Raw genomic sequence first — 16,294 nt, forward strand, 5'->3', positions numbered from 1 at the left:
GCTAAAGGAAACTCTTGCCTTTCCAAACGCCTAGACCTTTTTGGGGTATGCATTCACCTTCTGTCTAAGCAAACTCACAATGTGATGACAGCGCAAAACACCCCCCTAGCTATAGGCATGGGGGGCCCTGCAGTCTCGGTCTGCACTGATGTTCAACACTTATCTCTCACCAGTCTAAGCGAGCACCTTTGGCGGCTCGTTAACGCGCAAGACCGAAGGCCCCCGAAGAATGACGCGGTCCTTCAGAGGGCGGAGGCAAATCTAGCGGGGCTCCAAAGTCAGTTCGAAACCTTCCAAAAGCACCGGCACTCTCCCGCATCGCTTTGGGATGCTCTCCAAGAAAAGGAACATAAACCTTACGTATGAAGACCCGCTGGAGGTCTAGAGTCTGCTCAGGGTTCCAGAGGGTCTTTGGCGGCGGCTTCGCGCGGGCGAGGATCATAGAGCTGAATAACATTCGCCGCACGGCTTGGAGCGACGCGGCGCCGAAAACCGGCATAGCGTTGGGCAGCATAATGTATCCCGAGGCCCAGAATGGATCCCAACCCAATGCCCGCCAAATCCGCGATAAAATCGAGAAAGTCACCTGAGCGTCCGACAAAGGGCTGTATGATTTCAATAAGTGCGCCATAGGCTGTGGCCCCCAGAATTACCCGGGTAAGCCCCTGAGGATAGAGAGCGGCGCAAGGCATCACCAAAGCTGCGAAGGCCAATATATGGTGATCCTTATCGCTGCCAGCCACATCTGGAAGGCCCAGGGGAAAGAGCGTCAGGACACCGATGCAAATCATCAGACTCGTCGTCAACCACAAGACAATTGTGCGGCGGGACGGGGTCAGAGCAATCGCTCGCAAACTGGACATGAAGGCTCAACCTATCGTTAAAAGCGCTGTGCTACGGCAACAGTGCGTCTTCAAGCGGGGATGACGGCGCATATAGAGCGCCTTTAAGCCTCCGTGTTTATCACGCAGGTGTTGAACTTTACAGCCATGGGAGAGACGCTCGGCAATCGCGCGCTATACCTGGCGCGGTTAAACTCAGCCCATTTACCGCCCGCCTTCAAAGAGGAGAAAGCCTCCGTCTATAACTATCCTTGCTGGGCAATACCCTTGATAACAGCTGCAACTTCTAATGGCGTCTCGATACAGGGCAAATGCCCGGCGCCTGAGATTTCAACGACGCTGGCTTTTGGTATGGATTGTGCAAATTGCGCAACGATGTGCGAAGGCGTGGCCAAATCCTCTGTGCCAGATATGCAGATCACCGGTGCGTCGATTTGTGACGTTTGATCGCGCAGATCCGTATCGCGGATCGCGCGGCATGCCGTCGCGTAGCCCTCAGCAGGGGTGCGCGCGAGCATTGATCGATATCCTTGCAGATCGCTTGGCCGGTCGAACCTGAACGCAGCCGAGAACCAGCGCTCAAGTATACCATCTGCCAAGGCCTCAAGACCGACCTCATCGAGTTGGTCAAGACGCGCTTGCCAACTCGCTGCATCCCCGATCCGCGCAGCAGTGTTGGACAACACCATTGAAGAGACAAGATCAGAGCGGGCGTGGAAAAGCTGTTGTGCGATCATTCCCCCAATTGAGACACCGCATATGAGGGCCGGACCAAGACAGTAGTGGTCCATCAATGCGGCTACATCTGCGGCATAGGTCTTCATGTCTGCGTCACCCGTCTCGGAGAGACCGTGCCCACGCTTATCAATCTGCAACACCGTCCAGTCGTCCGGCAACAAACTTGCAACGTCATCCCATATGCGCAAATCCGTCCCAAGTGAGTTCAAGAAAACGACGCTTGTCTTGCCGCTCAAGCGGACCTTATGGTGAAGGACAGTGCCGTTCATTTCTAAAAACGTCATGCTATTCTCCCAATCCAAGGATACGGCGCGCTTCGGTAGGGGAGGCAATCCTGCGCCCGTTTTCTTGGCAAATCTCGACGGCGCGTTCAACGAGAGCTGCATTGGATGGTGCAAGGGTGTGGCGATCCATGCGAATATTGTCTTCGAGGCCCGTGCGCAAATGCCCCCCTGCCTGCGCTGCCCAACGGTTCAATTCCGCCTGATGCTTTCCAATACCGGCCGCACACCATGGCACGTCGCCAAAAAGACGCTTCACTGTCGTGATATAGTAATTGAACACGTCGCGGTCCGCCGGCATCGCATTTGTGACCCCCATTACAAACTGAATATAAGGCGGTCCGGTGATCTCCCCTTTATCCACCATAGATTTGGCCTGCAGGATATGGCTGAGATCGAAGGCTTCAACTTCAGGCTTGATCGCCCGCGACTTCATCTCCTGGGCAAGCCAAGAAACAAGATCGGGTGGATTCTCATAGACGCGGTTCGGAAAGTTGTTCGATCCGACCGATAGAGAAGCCATGTCAGGACAAAGCGAAAGCATACCCCCTCGAGCGCGCCCAGCCCCCGATCTGCCACCGGTTGAGAACTGAATGAGCATGCCGGGACAATGTTTCTCAATCCCTTCCTTCAGGCGGGCAAATCGCTCGGGGTCCGCCGACGGCGTCTCATCGTCGTTGCGCACATGCGCGTGGCATACGGATGCACCGGCTTCGAACGCGGCCTGTGTGCTCTCGATCTGTTCGGGCACAGTTATAGGAACGGCAGGATTGTCGCTCTTTTTCGGCAAAGAGCCGGTAATTGCGACGCAGATCATCGCTGGCGGCATGGTAGACATGGCGGTACCTCAAATTGTAGCGATGGGAGTGACCGGAGACCCTAGAGCACCAGGCAATCTGAGCGGCGGCGCGGTCAGGAGAAAATCACATCGGCCAAGCGCATCAAGAGCCTTCGCCAGATCAGCCAGATACCAAAGCTCAGCAAGAGGAAGACCGAGCTTGAAGAGGCAATGATGATGCAACGGCAGTTTAAGCGTTGCGCCCAATGGCGGGTCGGGGTTCTCGACCGCATAATTATCAGCGCATATGGCTGCGATGCCGCTGTCGGTAATCCATTGGAGAAGTGCTAAATCATGACCATCCAGAACGGCACCGGTGCGATCTAGCGCTTCGACATCCGGCGCACCATTCATTTCGACGATCCGCTCTGCAAACCCCGTTCTGAGCATCATGAAATCGCCAGGCCTTATGTCTGCACCCGTTGCGTCAAGCGCATGCATCAGATCATCGCGATCAATAACGCGCCTGTTTGTGCCAAAGACCTTAGCAAGATCCACGAGAACCGCACGACCCTGCATACCATGGGTGGCCATGGTTTCGACGCCGAGACGTTCTGCACGCGACGATCCACCCGTTTTGGCCGGGGCCAGGACGTCCCGATCAGCCCTATGCCCATTGTAATAGACCTTTTCGGGCACACCGTTGTCATCCACATCAAACATCGCGCCCACATGCGCAAGCGAGTCCCACTGTGTCGAATATTGGGTGTAGAGAATAACCCGATCATCGCTAATCACATCGCGCAATGCCGGGTCGAGATTGGCCAGTGGAAAGTTCACATACTGCGCGCCGTCCAGTTCCGTTGGGCTAAGCCGAGGGGGATGACGGCGCGGGTTCAATAGGTTGCCACCCGGCAAATCAAGGGGCAGCGATAAGCAAAGGGTCCGCCCTTCGGTGACAGTTGCCAAGCCAGCACGCACTTGCTCGGGTCCAATAAGATTCAGCCGGCCCAGTTCGTCATCAGCACCGAAATCCCCCCAGTTTGACCCCTCGGGCCGTTTCGTCCAGTTCATCATATCTCTCCATCATTCCCTGTATTGCGCCCGCACCGACCAAGCACAAAAGGGGTGTCCTATCCAATTGCGCTACGCCCCTCCCGAACCGACAATAACCTGCCTCAAATGCGTCTGCGCTGCTGGTCTACATTCTCAAACGCTTTGAACGCCGATCAAGGCGCAGGATGTTAGTCACTCATGCGCTAATGAACCGACGTGCAGCGGCAGACCCACGACGCCACGTCCCACGAAGAAGCCAAATATGCACCACCCCACTATCAATTACCGTTTGATTATCACACAGGCCGAGTGATAAGCAAACATTACATATTGTATCAAGGGAGGATTGATATGAACGCATTGGCCAATTTTTTCACGCGGCTGATAGGGCGCTACCTGCCCGACCCGCTGGTCATCGCCTTTGGGCTGACATTCTTAACTATTGGCCTCGCGATGGTGGTAGAGGGGGCCGGCTTCATTCAGACGGCAACCTATTGGGGCGAAAGCTTCTGGAACCTTCTCGCCTTTTCGATGCAAATGACCGTTATCCTGCTTGCTGGATACCTTCTGGCCAAATCACCGCCTGTGAACGCGGCTTTGGTATTTTTTGTCTCTAAAGTGGAAAAGCCCGCGACCGCGGTAATCGTTGCGACATTGGTCGGCGCGATTGGAAGCTGGCTCAACTGGGGTTTTGGCCTCGTAATTGGCACCTTGGTCGCGCGCGAACTTGGCCAACGCGTCAAAGGCCTCCACTATCCGTTGGTTATTGCCGCCGCCTATTCGGGGTTTGCACTCTATGGCATTGGCCTGTCCGGTTCCGTGCCACTGCTCATTGCAACCGAAGGGCATTTTTTGCAGGCAGACATCGGAATTGTCCCGATCAGCGAGACCATTCTTTCGCCGGTCCTTCTTATAACCAGCCTCGTCATCGTCCTGACTCTGCCCCTCTTCAACGCTTGGCTGCACCCCAAGGATCCGTCCAAGGTCATTGAAGCCAAACCCGAGGCACCCTCACCAGCTGCCGCAGCCGCAGGCGACGCCGTGCGCTCTATCGCAGACCGCATGAACAATAGTCCACTTCCCGGTATTGCGATTGGCCTTCTCGGCCTCGTCTACGCCGCAAATCATTTTGTCACGGGCGGCTCGCTTAACCTCAACATCATTAACACTATTTTTCTCTTTCTCGGGATTTTGCTCTTTGCCTCCCCAGCCAGATACCTTGCGGCACTGGGTGACGGTGTAACAATCGTGGCGGGGATTATCATTCAATACCCTTTCTATGCGGGCATCTTAGGCATCCTCACAGGCTCTGGCCTGCTGGTGACGTTCGCTCAGATGTTCGTTAACATCTCCACACCTGAAACCTTGCCAATCTGGTCGTTCCTATCAGGCGGCCTAATCAATCTATTGGCGCCATCGGGAGGCGGGCAATGGGCTGTTCAGGGTCCGGTCATGATGGGTGCGGCTAAAGAAATCGGTGCCTCCATTCCGGCCACTGCGCTTGCAGTACAAATCGGAGATCAGTGGACCAATATGATCCAACCTTTCTGGATTCTGCCTGTCTTGGCAATCTCCGGCCTCCAGTTGCGCGATGTAATGGGATATATGGTTTTGATCCTCATTTATCTTGGCCTCATCTTCGGCGCGGCCGTCATGCTGTGGGGCTTTTTGGGACTATAAACAAAAGGAGTTGGTCATGCCTTTCATGATCGAAACATGGGATAAGGATGGCAACCACGCGCTTCGCCTTAAGCTGCGGGACCGCCACCTCGACTACCTAGATCAGCATCAAACGCTTCTTTTGGCATGTGGGGCGAAGCTCTCGGACGATGGTGCTTTCGCGTCCGGGGGGATCTATCTGGTCGATGTCGAGGATAGGGCCTCGGCCGAAGACTTCATCCAAAATGACCCTTTCCACGAAGCGGGTCTGTTCCAGCGGGTCGAGGTGATCCGCTGGCGCAAGGCATATCTGGCCGGAAAACGGGAGTTATAAGAACTATGCTTTTTCAGGTGAATATGACCGTAAAGCTGCCGGCAGATATGCCGACGAGCGAAGTTGAAGAGATTAAGATGCGGGAAAAAGCCTACTCCCAAAAGCTGCAGGAAAGCGGCGAATGGCGCCATATCTGGCGTGTAACCGGCACCTATGCAAACCTGTCGATATTCGACGTCAGCAATGCTGATAGATTACATGAGATTATCTCGGGTCTTCCGCTTTTTCCCTATATGGACATCGACGTGAAATCCCTGGTCCGCCATCCCTCCTCGGTACGCGCCGACGACAGCTGAACGCCGCAGAACCCTCACCGCCGGTTCACACATCACTGGCCTTGGCATCAACAATATCTGGGCGTCGAAGACCAGTTGCACATCAAGCCAAAAGGGCAAAAAGTCCGCGCACCGCACCGCGCGAAAACCTGGAACTTGATGCCCCAAGTGGCAGCATGCACAGTCTTCTTATCGGCCTCTCACAGCCGGTCAATCGGCTCTAGGATCGCAAGCAAACGGCGCAGGGTAGGATTGGTTGGGGCATCAAGATGGGCAAGGCCGATCCGGCTCGTTACGGTGGCATCAGAGATCCGCACAAAGCTGACCCCTACCTCCGCCATACGAGCAACAGAAGCGGGCACAAATGCCACGCCCAGACCGGCAGAGACAAAACTGACGATCGCAGTGAACTGTCGGGCACGATGGGCAATGTGGGGGGTAAAACCAGCGTCGCTGCACAGCGCATAAGCGCAGGCGGCAAATCCGAGATCAGGGCCGAGATGGGTAAAAATAAAGCTTTCTTTGCACAGATCGGCCATGCGCACGGATTCCGCCCCCTCCAGTCTATGTCCTCTGGGAAGAGCCAACATGATATCTTCTTCTAAAATGTCCCTCGTCACCAGCACATCTGGCACCCCCGAGAGCGGCAAGCGCACAAATCCGGCATCGATCCTGCCTGCGACGATCTCGCGGATTTGAAGATCCATGTCCAATTCATGCAAAACCAGATCGACATCCGTGCCCGCCCGAAATGTCTTCAAAACACGTCCAAGAACGCCAGCATAAGACGCGGATCCAATGTAAGCCAACTCGATACGACCGCGCCGCCCACCGCGCGCGGCGTCAGCAATATTTTCGACGCGGTGAGCCTGCCTCAGCAGGGCGCGCACCTCTGGCAAAACAGTTTCGCCAAATTCGGTCAACAGTACACGACGGCGGTTTCGGTCAAACAATAGCTCGCCCCCGAACTCGGCTTCGAGCTGTTTGATCTGTTGCGTCAGCGCTGGTTGAGCGACACCTAGAAGTTGAGCCGCTCGCCCAAAATGCAAAGTTTCGGCGACGACGTCGAAAGCTTCATACTGGCGCAAGGTCGCCGTCAAACTTCTATTCATCCGGGCCCTCCATGGCGACTGTTTCTATTATCACACAGAGGGATGTGAGAAGCACTGAGATACCGCAAAGGACGAAGACCGCATCTTCTTGCGCCAGAATGCGCAGGGGTTGCGCGGTTCGCACATTGGGAAGGTCTGTTCCGCCAAGCTGACCTCCGCTACAAAGCACCCCCCCCCAAAAAATTTCTCGGAGGCGTTTTGATTGCGTGGCTTTCGAAGCCGTAACCTAAGCCGCTACTCGCCCCCCTGCCTACCTTAAGGGTCTGTCCTTAGACTTCAGTTCTTTTGAATTGCCCGCAGAACTCGGTCGAGCGCTTTGCCCTGCTTGGAATATTTGGCGGGGCCGTCCTTGACCAGATTGTAATAGGCCGCAGCATCATAAAGCTGCACGGGCAGGCGCAGATCTCGCGCCGTGAGCTGCCCGGTGGCAGCCAAGACGGCATAGGCCGCGATATAGAGATTGGCGCGTGCGGTGACCCGCGTCGATTCCGCATCCAGCAACACCTGCTCAGCATCCAGAACATCCAATGTGGTCCGGGCGCCCAGCTTTGCTTCTTCACGCACCCCCTCAAAAGCGGTGCGCGCCGCGCGGATCTGCCGGTCTGAGGCTTCAAGTTGCGCCCGTGCGGACGTCAAAGACGCATAGGCATTGCCGACCTCCTGAGAAACCTCGCGGCTCACAACATGAAGATTGGCGCGCTGCGCATCCTGCTGGGCCATGGCCCGCCGTACGGCTGAGGATAAAGCGCCACCTTGATAGATCGTCTGACCGGCCTCCACCCCAACACTGCCACTGCGATTGTAGCGCTGACTGTCAAATGTCTCTGAAAGACCGTAGTTCCCTTGCAGCGTCACCCGAGGCTTCATTGCCGCCTCGTTTGAACTGACCGCCAACCCTGCGGCCGCAACTTGATGTTGCGCGGCCGCAACGGCGGGATGGCGCCGGACCGCCAGCGCCTTGGCAGCCTCGATATTGCCACCCACATTGGGCAGCTGCGGTGGGGGGCTGAGATTGCCGGGTCTGCGCCCGACCACATTGATGTATTCCTCAACAGCGCGCAGCAAGGCGCCCTCGGCCCCTGCCAGCCCGCTGCGGGCCTGTGCCAATTGCGCTTCCGCGAGAGCGACATCCGTGTTGGTCACCTCCCCCACTTCAAAACGGTCGCGCGCAGCACGCAACTCTTGAGTCAAGAGACGCAGGTTGTTGTTGCGCAGCGCCACAACATCCGAGGCCTCAATGACCCCCATATAGGCAGCCACGGCGCGCAGCAGCACCCGCTGTTCGAGGTCAAGCAACGTCTGGCGGGTGGCCAGCACCGTCTCTTTTGTCGCCTCAATCCGGTATTGGCTTGCGCCAAAATCATACAGCAGCAACTCTCCGATCAGGTTGATCGACGCGGTCAGAGCTTCCGTGGACTGCGAGGGCGCGAGACTGGAGGCCCGCGTGTTGCCAAAGCTCTGCGTCAACGCCCCAGCCCACCGCAGCACCGGTTTGAGCGCGGCTTTGGCGCTGGCCACATCTTCATCAGCGGCGCGCAACAAAGCGCGGTTTTGATCCAAGAGCCCCGAATACTCATAGGCACCAACCAGAGCGTCCGCCAAGGTTTCGGCCCATAGGGGACGCGGCATCAACAGCGCCAGCGTGAGGGGCAAAGCGACACCTGCGCGTCGCAGGGACCGTTTGAGATGAGGTATGTCCATTGCTCGTTCTGCCTTTTGTTTGCGCGCAATCACGTTGGCCTTAGCGGGCGGATGCGCTTTTCTTGCCCTGATCGTTCACAAAATTAAGGTCCTCAAAGGTCCGGCTGCCGCTGTCCGTGTGCTGCGCGGTGCCTTCACGTCCAAGTCATGAGTAATGTGACGCCAGTGATCTTGGGAAGGACTATGCCATATTTGCGGAAAGTTTGCATTTGATATCTGTTGCGTCGCGCCTCAGCCATTCTTGTGGTTCAACACGGTCTCCACGTCATGTGCCACATCATCCCAAGTGCGCAGCGCGCTTGTGCTGATCTTCTGCTCCAGAACGCGCCGGTGCTCAGGGTCTGCGATGAGCCTGTGGCAGGCTTCATAGATGCTGCTGATGGACTGGGCATCGCAATATTCCACCAAATCCCCACCGACCTCAGGCATGGAAGAATTATCCGCCACCACCGCGGTCTTGCCAAAGGACAGGCTTTCACCAATCGGCAGGCCCCAGCCTTCGTAAAAGCTGACGGTCGCTGTAAAAAGGCAGTTCTCATAAAGAAACCCAAGCTCAGTATCGCTGGGACGTTTGGCAAATTGCACCCAGCCACCCAGGTTGCCGGTGGCCGTCATCAACTCTTCAAAGTCGTCGTTATACCAGCCCGGCTTGCCCGCAAAAACAAGCTTGGGCACATCAAGCCCCGGGGTTTGAATAAGACGCTGCCAAGCTTGCGCGAGACGCCAAAGATTTTTGCGCGATTCCATCGTGCCCACGACCAAGACAAAGGGGGTCTTGGTTAGGTTCAGCACAGATTGCTGCAACCCCTGCAAACTGCTGAGACGCGATTTGAACGGCTTTGCCGGGTCCCTTACCCGGTTGGAATGTACCACGTTGAACTTTTGTGCCAAGGGCACCACGTCAATGGGGCGCTGCTGCCCGACTTCATCCATAAAGCGCTGCAGGTCGCGGGCCGTGTTTTGCGAATTCGCAATGAAGCGGTCGCAATACCCCAAAGATGCCAGCAACCAATGGTAAAACTCGCCCGAGAAATCCGCCGCAATATGCTCAGTCGCAATGATCGGGATCAGATCATGTACCAGTTGGTAGATCTCAAGGCTCTTGTCGTCCTTCAAGCGCTGCAGGGCGGGCTCCAGCCCATCGATGTTCCAAATTGCGCCTAGAATGATCAGTTGATCGCCTGGCTTCGCGGTCTGGCTCACGTCCTCTCGAGAGAGCTCTTCCGCCCCCTGTGTTTGGAGCGGCGCGCGGCGCGTTTTGAAGGTCTCCCATTCTTCAATGCTCGAGCCCATCTTGGCAAAATAGCGTTCATGTCCGCGCGCCGCGTGATACGCACGTACCTTATGGTAAAACCAGTACTTTAGGGGCCTGTTGCGATAGCGCACTAAGGTGGGCGCAGCATTATGCTGAGAGCGCGCCTTCTTGCCGAAGAAAACCCGCCCCAAATCATCGGGAGAAAACTCTTCCATCTCCCTAATAAAGCTGGAATCGATGGCGACATAGGCGCGCCGCGCCCGGTCCCAATAGCTCAGCCGCACATTGTCGGCCCCCAAGCGGGCGACCATGCGGCGGATGACCTCAAAAGAAACCCTTTGAATGCCCGACACCGTGGTCTCTTTCTCCACGTAGATCAGAATGTCGGTCATATCGAAATAGTACATGTCGGGTTCTCTTCCTTGACTCTGGTGCTTAACGCCCAAGAAAGGTAGAGCACCGCCTTAGTGACGCTCAGTGAAGAACAAGTTAAAGTTCCTCAACCCCAAGGACGATGTTAAGAGGACTTATGAGCCCAATATACTATGACCTTTCAGAACAATTTCTCTCTTCTGGCGTCAAGTTTAAATATTACGGCATTGCGAGAACCGTGATGGAGGTGGGGTATGAGCTCGCCCGCTCCTCGGCTGACGTACGTTTTGTGGTCTTCTCGCCGGCACATGATCGCTTCTTTGAGGTCGATCCAAATATCGGTGCGGCCTCTGAGACAGGCGTCTGCGATCCTAATATCCCGGCCGCCGCAAAGCCCATGCGCATTCGCTATAGTTTTCCCGAGCCTCATCCGCTGCGCGATGCAATCTACCCGCTTGTACGCACAGTCATGAAACGTATCTGCCTCAGCAAATGGCGCCGCGCGGTCCCCGAAGGCAGTCTGCGCGAAGTGGATCTCTCAGGCCAAATCCTCGTGTCCCTCGGGCGGCCTAAAATGATGGCAGATTACCTCGTCGCGTTGGACAAGCAGAACATCCGCCCGCGGTTCTATCCACTGATCCACGATATGATCCCGCTGCATGAGTTTGCGCACCCGCGTCAAAGCATGTTTGCGCGTAATTTCGCCCATGACAATCGGATCGTCATCAGTCACGCCGAGAAGGTGATGACAAATTCCCGTTTCACGAAGGCAGAAATCGAAGAATTTTCTGCCTCTGGCCATCTGCCCGACCTCCCTCCCGTTGTGCCCGTCCCCCTGCCCCATGAGCTGCGCGAAACAAACGAGACGGTCGATATCGACATCCCCGACACCCCCTATTTTCTGGGGGTCGGGGTGATGACGGGACGCAAGAATCTTGAGTGCATTCTACAAGCGATGCTTCATCTGCACAAAACAGGCCGCCCTGTGCCGCTGTTTGTCTTGGCCGGCGCCCATAGAAAGAGAACTGTCGCATATCTCGACAGGCCAGAGGTGGCACCGATCAAAGATAAAGTGCGCCTCCTTTTGAACCCGAACCAAGCGAGCTTGCGCCTTCTCTATCAAAAAGCCCGCGCGTTGATTATCCCAAGCCATATGGAAGGCTTCGGTTTGCCCTTGGGTGAAGCCCTATGGCTGGGAACCCCCGGCCTTTCCGCCACGACTCCGGCGTTGTGTGAAGTGGGGGGAGATTTGGCAGAATACTTCGATCCAAACGATCCCACGGCGCTCGCAGCCCTTATCGACAAAATGCATACTGATCCCGCGGCATATGCCGCTGCAAAAGACAAAATTCTGCGCAACCATTCCTCACTCCGGACCTGGAACAACGTTGCGACAGATATCATCGCCACGGTATCCGCCGACTCCGCAAAAGTCTGAGGCATACCATGACCAACCAAGATCATACCGCAGCAGCGCAGACAGACACGGCGAAAGCGGCGCCCAAAGACAAAAGACGTGCGCCGCTCTTCAACGACCAAGATAAGGACAATATCTCCTGGTTCTGGTCCACCTATCTTAAACAACGCGCGCCTTGGTTGGGCCTGGTCATGGCGATGATCCTGGTTCAGGGCTTTGCCTACCAGCAGTTTATCGCCCTCACTGAAAGCGGGTTAAGGGTGATCTTCGATGAAGGCACTGTCGCAGGGCTGGTAAAGGTCTGCGGCATGGTGTTGGCGATTTTCTCCTTGCGCGCGGTGATGTCTTACTGGGTCCCCCGACTCTCAGCCTGGCTGGCCAGCGACGCGGTGTTCAAGATGCGGCGCGATCTGATTGATCATATGATGACATTGGATCTGGCGTTTTTTGAGCGGACAAAATCGGGCGATATCATCTTGCGGCTGGTCAATCAGGCGCAAGATCTGTCGGGCTTCATTGGCCAGACCACAGTTAACGCGGTACGCGATACTGTGACCATCATCGCCGTCTCAGGGTATCTGATCTGGAAAAACCCGGCTCTCTTCATGCTGGTGATCATCGTCATGCCCACGATCACGATCGTGGTCCGACGGATCTCTCAAGGCATCAAAGGCACACAAGCAAACGCCGAGAATGCCATGGGCAACTACATGTCCGGGATCGAAGAGATGACGAACGGCATGCGCACCGTCAAAATCTCTAACCAAGAGCCCGTGGAAAAAGCCCGCCTCAACAAAGCGACCGGTGAAATCAAGGACCTCTCCATTCGTCTGCAGAGACTGCAGGCGATGATGAGCCCCACCGTCGATGTGTTGGCCGCGATCATCTATGTTTTGATCATTGGGGTGGGCGGCTACATGGCCCTCAGCCCAGGATTTGAGATGGATGGCGCCGGCATCATCGGTTTTATGATTGGCATGGCATTGATTTTTGACCCTGCGCGGCGCCTCACCGCCTTCTTTGTCAGCATGCAAGCCAGCTTGATCATTCTCGACAGCTTGCGCTCTCTTTACCGTGAAGTGCCCAGCATCACCAATGCGCCGGATGCCAAAGAAACATTTAACGCTGCCGGCGATATCATTCTGGATGATGTCACCTTCCAATACTCTGAAAAACATCCCCTGTTCTGCAACGTGAACATGGTCTTTGAGGGCGGCAAGGTCACCGCCATCGTCGGGGCAACTGGATCCGGCAAAACCTCGGTTCTAAGTCTTATCGCCCGGCTTTACGATGTCAACGAAGGGGTCGTGACCATCGGCGGCACGCCCGTCAAAGAGTTGCGCGTCGACAAGCTGCGCCAATCGTTTTCTGTGGTGGCCCAAGACATCGTCATCTTCAACAGCTCGATCTGGGAAAACATCCGCTACGTCCGTCCTGAGGCCACCGATGCAGAAATCTGGCGCGCAGCTGAACTCGTGGGTATCGACCAGTTAATGCGCGATCGCGGCGACGCGCCCTTAGGCCCAAAAGGCTCCCAACTCTCAGGGGGTCAGAAACAACGTATCGCCATCGCCCGGGCGTTTCTGCGCTCGGCCCCAATCTTGTTGCTCGATGAGGCCACATCCGCGCTTGATCAACGCACTGAAGAAAAGGTGCGCGACGCCATTCGCGAGCTCAGCAAGGACAAAACCACCATCCTCGTTGCCCACCGCCTCTCAACCGTGACCCATGCCGATAATATCTATGTGCTCGATGAGGGACGGGTGGTCGAAGAAGGCACCCATGCGGAACTGATGGCCCAAGAAGGCCTCTATGCCGCTATGTTCAATGCACAGCGCAGTAGTTATGGTTGAGCAAGCTTCGTTTGCTTCGCCACGTAAAGGAATAAATATGCCATCGTTCAAACTGCCTCTATTCCTCTTGGCGAGTGCTGGTACCGCACTTGCAGCCTGCGCAATACCTTCCATGCCAGAAGCACCCGATGGCGCTAAATTCTACGCGGAAAATTGCGTTTCGTGCCACGGAGCCTCAGGAAAAGGAAACGGGGCTTTAGCGGCAGAACTTGATTCAGCTCCTGCAGACTTGACCCTTCTGGCCCGCAAGAACGACGGCACTTTTCCCCGCGCGCAGGCACTCAGCTACATCTATGGGCACCCAGAGCAGCGCCATATGGAGCGCGCCATGCCACAGTTCGGGGGAGCGATGGCACATGATACGGTGCCGGTCGAAATAAACGGCATTCTTACACCAACACCGCGTGAGCTGGCAGGGTTGCTTGTCTATCTGGAAAGCATCCAGCGCTAAGGGAGCAATCGCGCTGATACGCGCTGTGAAGCGCCCATGGGTCAGAAATCTCTCCAGCTGTCGTCAGAATCCGGGTAAAACAGTCATCAATCCGCTGCGGAATTGCCGTTGGTGTGTAGACGCCGCCAGTGATGTCGCTGGCCGACGTCTCAGCCGACCCACGGCATCCTCGTCTTTTATCACCCTGTCAGTCAGAAGAGCATCCGGTCTAGGCCAACGTGTTCAGGAGCTTCGGCGATCATTCGATGGCCGATTTGGGTTGAGGACAATAAGATAGTTTATAGTCTATAGGCGATATTTACATTTTTTAGCTTATAAGCTATAAGTTGGTAATATCGCCTCGGAGCTATCAAAATACCATGAGCAATACGTCCGCATACCCCGTCCGAAGTTTGCGGCAGGCAGGCACAGCTTTACGCGCCCGGCGGACTGCGCAGGGCATGAGTCAAAAGCAATTGGGCAAAATTACAGGTACTGCCCAATCTACCATTTCGGACATCGAAAACGGCGTTGTGGCAGCGAGTCTCGATGTTTATTTGCGCCTGCTTGAAGCCATGGGCGCTGAGCTTTCCGTGTCAGACCGTCTGTCCGGTCGAGACATAAACTGAAATGGCGCGCATTCCCCGCACCGGTCGCAGCAGACGCCAAAGTAAAACTGCTGTATGGTACGAGAGATCCAAAGTCGGAACCCTGACACGGGGAGCGGATGGCGCAATCGGCTTCACCTATGATGTCGACTGGCTGGAATCCGACACGGCCTTTCCTGTTGCCAGCGTACTGCCGCTGTCTAAGACGAAATGGCATGGCAATCCGGTGGTTGCCGCCTTCGACAACCTTTTGCCCGATGCAGAAGGAGACCTGCGGGAGAAGATCGCCGCACGCGTCGGCGCTGCCGGACAGGATGTATACTCACTACTGTCGGTATTAGGGCGCGATTGTGTAGGGGCGCTTCAGTTTCTACCGATGGGGGAGGACCCATCAGAACAAGACATGTTGTATCGCATCATCTCGGAAGAGGAGATTGTAGCTGACCTAAAGAACCTCGCAGCAGCGCCACTCGCACAGGGCGACGACGATGATTTTCGGATTTCCATCGCCGGTGCGCAAGAAAAGACAGCCTACCTTCAAGTGGATAGTCAGTGGGCCAAGCCGCGCGGCATCACACCAACAAGCCATATTTTCAAAACGCCTATGGGGGTTCTCCCCGGTCCGGACCAAATCGACCTAAGCGACAGTGTCGAGAATGAATTGTTTTGTATGACCCTCGCACGTGAAATCGGGTTGCCTGCCGCGCATGTCGAGAAGATCACCCTTCCCGACCAGATGGTTCTGTCGGTTGAGCGCTTTGATCGGGATTGGCGAGGGGACAAACTGATGCGCCTGCCTCAGGAGGATATCTGCCAGTCATTGGGGTATCCCTCCGCGAGGAAATACCAGAAAGCCGGTGGCCCTGGTATCGGGCAAATAATGGAGCTGCTGCGGGAATCCGATACGCCCATCGAGGATCGAGAGACATTCTTTCGAGCGCAAATTTTCTTTTACTTGATTGGTGCCTCGGATGGGCATGCCAAAAACTTCAGCCTTCATCTGGGACGTCAGGGACGTTTTAGGCTGGCGCCTCTCTATGATATCTTAAGCATCGCCCCGATCGTGCGCGCAGGGCGATTGCAACGGAAACGCTATCGGCTCGCCATGTCGATCGACGGCCACTACGGTATCGACGAGATAGTACCTCGCCACTATGAAGCCGAAGCGCGCGCTGCCGGACTGCCCAAAGGCCGCGCCCTAGAGCTATTGTATGATATGGCAGAGCGGCTTGACGCCGCGTTGGATCGGACCCGGCTCAAGCTTGGAAAACTGGCCCCAGACACCGTCAGTGATCCGATCGAAAGTGAGGCCATGGAGCGAGCCACGCAAGTCAGGCAGCTGCTTTAAGGAACGAGGCTACATCGAATTTGGAGACCGTTGTTTCCCCTGAGGCGGCCAAGGAACTCTGCACCCGGTTTCTCAACTCGACGAACAAGGCAGCTTATCTCTGGCACGTGAAAATATGCATTTCCAATGCGGTTTCGCCCGAAGGTGTCTGGGCCTGTCGCAAAGGAAACATCGCGGTGCCTAAGATCCTCATGCATTTTTGAACCTGAATACGGTGATATGGACCCACTTTATG

15 protein-coding genes are annotated in these 16,294 nt (G+C 55.8%); 8 read left to right on the plus strand and 7 right to left on the minus strand.

All coding sequences use genetic code 11. From position 1 onward, the window contains the following. Nucleotides 1-392: 392 nt before the first annotated feature. The 4 genes from DSM14862_RS18220 to DSM14862_RS18235 all read right to left on the minus strand — a co-directional run bounded on the left by DSM14862_RS18220 (nucleotide 393) and on the right by DSM14862_RS18235 (nucleotide 3,716). A complete protein-coding gene (locus DSM14862_RS18220; RefSeq protein ID WP_113075765.1) occupies nucleotides 393-863 on the minus strand; it encodes a VanZ family protein in 471 nt (156 codons plus the stop codon). A gap of 224 nt (nucleotides 864-1,087) precedes the next feature. Next, the gene (gene pcaD, locus DSM14862_RS18225) at nucleotides 1,088-1,864 is read right to left on the minus strand and encodes a 3-oxoadipate enol-lactonase (protein WP_040701996.1); all 777 of its coding nucleotides are present in this window, start codon (nucleotides 1,862-1,864) and stop codon (nucleotides 1,088-1,090) included. A gap of 1 nt (nucleotide 1,865) precedes the next feature. Then, on the minus strand, nucleotides 1,866-2,678 hold the full coding sequence (locus DSM14862_RS18230; RefSeq protein ID WP_322790852.1) for a BKACE family enzyme: 813 nt from the start codon (nucleotides 2,676-2,678) through the stop codon (nucleotides 1,866-1,868). A 30-nt stretch (nucleotides 2,679-2,708) separates the two neighbouring features. After that, nucleotides 2,709-3,716, minus strand: a complete 1,008-nt coding sequence (locus tag DSM14862_RS18235; protein WP_007121193.1) for a cyclase family protein — start codon at nucleotides 3,714-3,716, stop codon at nucleotides 2,709-2,711. 330 nt (nucleotides 3,717-4,046) lie between these two features. Here DSM14862_RS18235 and DSM14862_RS18240 point away from each other — a divergent pair, with 330 nt between their 5' ends. Genes DSM14862_RS18240 through catC form a run of 3 tightly spaced genes read left to right on the plus strand, consistent with a single transcriptional unit; the run spans nucleotide 4,047 to nucleotide 5,984 of the window. Then, nucleotides 4,047-5,375: a short-chain fatty acid transporter gene (locus DSM14862_RS18240; RefSeq protein ID WP_243254559.1), complete on the plus strand. Its 1,329-nt coding sequence runs from the start codon at nucleotides 4,047-4,049 to the stop codon at nucleotides 5,373-5,375. Nucleotides 5,376-5,391: 16 nt separating this feature from the next. Further along, nucleotides 5,392-5,688, plus strand: coding sequence for a YciI family protein (locus DSM14862_RS18245; RefSeq protein ID WP_007121190.1), 297 nt, complete (start codon nucleotides 5,392-5,394; stop codon nucleotides 5,686-5,688). Nucleotides 5,689-5,693: 5 nt separating this feature from the next. Beyond that, nucleotides 5,694-5,984: a muconolactone Delta-isomerase gene (catC, locus tag DSM14862_RS18250; RefSeq protein WP_243254551.1), complete on the plus strand. Its 291-nt coding sequence runs from the start codon at nucleotides 5,694-5,696 to the stop codon at nucleotides 5,982-5,984. 179 nt (nucleotides 5,985-6,163) lie between these two features. Here catC and DSM14862_RS18255 read toward each other — a convergent pair whose 3' ends face one another. The 3 genes from DSM14862_RS18255 to DSM14862_RS18265 all read right to left on the minus strand — a co-directional run bounded on the left by DSM14862_RS18255 (nucleotide 6,164) and on the right by DSM14862_RS18265 (nucleotide 10,438). Continuing rightward, nucleotides 6,164-7,075, minus strand: a complete 912-nt coding sequence (locus DSM14862_RS18255; RefSeq protein ID WP_243254550.1) for a LysR substrate-binding domain-containing protein — start codon at nucleotides 7,073-7,075, stop codon at nucleotides 6,164-6,166. Nucleotides 7,076-7,351: 276 nt separating this feature from the next. Then, on the minus strand, nucleotides 7,352-8,776 hold the full coding sequence (locus DSM14862_RS18260; RefSeq protein ID WP_007121299.1) for a TolC family outer membrane protein: 1,425 nt from the start codon (nucleotides 8,774-8,776) through the stop codon (nucleotides 7,352-7,354). Nucleotides 8,777-9,007: 231 nt separating this feature from the next. Then, complete coding sequence (locus DSM14862_RS18265; RefSeq protein WP_007121298.1) at nucleotides 9,008-10,438, minus strand: glycosyltransferase family 4 protein; 1,431 nt, start codon at nucleotides 10,436-10,438, stop codon at nucleotides 9,008-9,010. 122 nt (nucleotides 10,439-10,560) lie between these two features. Between DSM14862_RS18265 and DSM14862_RS18270 the strand changes: the two genes are divergently transcribed. From DSM14862_RS18270 to DSM14862_RS18290, 5 genes are all read left to right on the plus strand, one after another. Continuing rightward, nucleotides 10,561-11,841, plus strand: a complete 1,281-nt coding sequence (locus DSM14862_RS18270; RefSeq protein WP_007121297.1) for a glycosyltransferase — start codon at nucleotides 10,561-10,563, stop codon at nucleotides 11,839-11,841. An 8-nt stretch (nucleotides 11,842-11,849) separates the two neighbouring features. Further along, nucleotides 11,850-13,673 (plus strand): ABC transporter ATP-binding protein, encoded by a 1,824-nt coding sequence (locus tag DSM14862_RS18275; RefSeq protein WP_243254549.1) that lies wholly within the window; start codon nucleotides 11,850-11,852, stop codon nucleotides 13,671-13,673. A 112-nt stretch (nucleotides 13,674-13,785) separates the two neighbouring features. Beyond that, nucleotides 13,786-14,124, plus strand: coding sequence for a c-type cytochrome (locus tag DSM14862_RS18280; RefSeq protein ID WP_050770456.1), 339 nt, complete (start codon nucleotides 13,786-13,788; stop codon nucleotides 14,122-14,124). A gap of 359 nt (nucleotides 14,125-14,483) precedes the next feature. Continuing rightward, nucleotides 14,484-14,732 carry a helix-turn-helix domain-containing protein gene (locus DSM14862_RS18285; RefSeq protein WP_040701867.1) on the plus strand — a complete coding sequence of 83 codons (249 nt, stop codon included), beginning with the start codon at nucleotides 14,484-14,486 and terminating at the stop codon, nucleotides 14,730-14,732. A gap of 1 nt (nucleotide 14,733) precedes the next feature. Then, complete coding sequence (locus DSM14862_RS18290) at nucleotides 14,734-16,059, plus strand: type II toxin-antitoxin system HipA family toxin (RefSeq protein WP_007120913.1); 1,326 nt, start codon at nucleotides 14,734-14,736, stop codon at nucleotides 16,057-16,059. Nucleotides 16,060-16,294 lie beyond the last annotated feature (235 nt).

The sequence above is a fragment of the Sulfitobacter indolifex genome (genome assembly GCF_022788655.1).
GTDB classification, from domain to species: domain Bacteria; phylum Pseudomonadota; class Alphaproteobacteria; order Rhodobacterales; family Rhodobacteraceae; genus Sulfitobacter; species Sulfitobacter indolifex.

Coding starts and splice junctions, on each gene's coding strand:
- DSM14862_RS18220 (WP_113075765.1), bottom strand. CDS start 863: ATGTCCAGTTTGCGAGCGATTGCTCTGACCCCGTCCCGCCGCACAATT.
- pcaD (WP_040701996.1), bottom strand. CDS start 1,864: ATGACGTTTTTAGAAATGAACGGCACTGTCCTTCACCATAAGGTCCGC.
- DSM14862_RS18230 (WP_322790852.1), bottom strand. CDS start 2,678: ATGATCTGCGTCGCAATTACCGGCTCTTTGCCGAAAAAGAGCGACAAT.
- DSM14862_RS18235 (WP_007121193.1), bottom strand. CDS start 3,716: ATGATGAACTGGACGAAACGGCCCGAGGGGTCAAACTGGGGGGATTTC.
- DSM14862_RS18240 (WP_243254559.1), top strand. CDS start 4,047: ATGAACGCATTGGCCAATTTTTTCACGCGGCTGATAGGGCGCTACCTG.
- DSM14862_RS18245 (WP_007121190.1), top strand. CDS start 5,392: ATGCCTTTCATGATCGAAACATGGGATAAGGATGGCAACCACGCGCTT.
- catC (WP_243254551.1), top strand. CDS start 5,694: ATGCTTTTTCAGGTGAATATGACCGTAAAGCTGCCGGCAGATATGCCG.
- DSM14862_RS18255 (WP_243254550.1), bottom strand. CDS start 7,075: ATGAATAGAAGTTTGACGGCGACCTTGCGCCAGTATGAAGCTTTCGAC.
- DSM14862_RS18260 (WP_007121299.1), bottom strand. CDS start 8,776: ATGGACATACCTCATCTCAAACGGTCCCTGCGACGCGCAGGTGTCGCT.
- DSM14862_RS18265 (WP_007121298.1), bottom strand. CDS start 10,438: ATGTACTATTTCGATATGACCGACATTCTGATCTACGTGGAGAAAGAG.
- DSM14862_RS18270 (WP_007121297.1), top strand. CDS start 10,561: ATGAGCCCAATATACTATGACCTTTCAGAACAATTTCTCTCTTCTGGC.
- DSM14862_RS18275 (WP_243254549.1), top strand. CDS start 11,850: ATGACCAACCAAGATCATACCGCAGCAGCGCAGACAGACACGGCGAAA.
- DSM14862_RS18280 (WP_050770456.1), top strand. CDS start 13,786: ATGCCAGAAGCACCCGATGGCGCTAAATTCTACGCGGAAAATTGCGTT.
- DSM14862_RS18285 (WP_040701867.1), top strand. CDS start 14,484: ATGAGCAATACGTCCGCATACCCCGTCCGAAGTTTGCGGCAGGCAGGC.
- DSM14862_RS18290 (WP_007120913.1), top strand. CDS start 14,734: ATGGCGCGCATTCCCCGCACCGGTCGCAGCAGACGCCAAAGTAAAACT.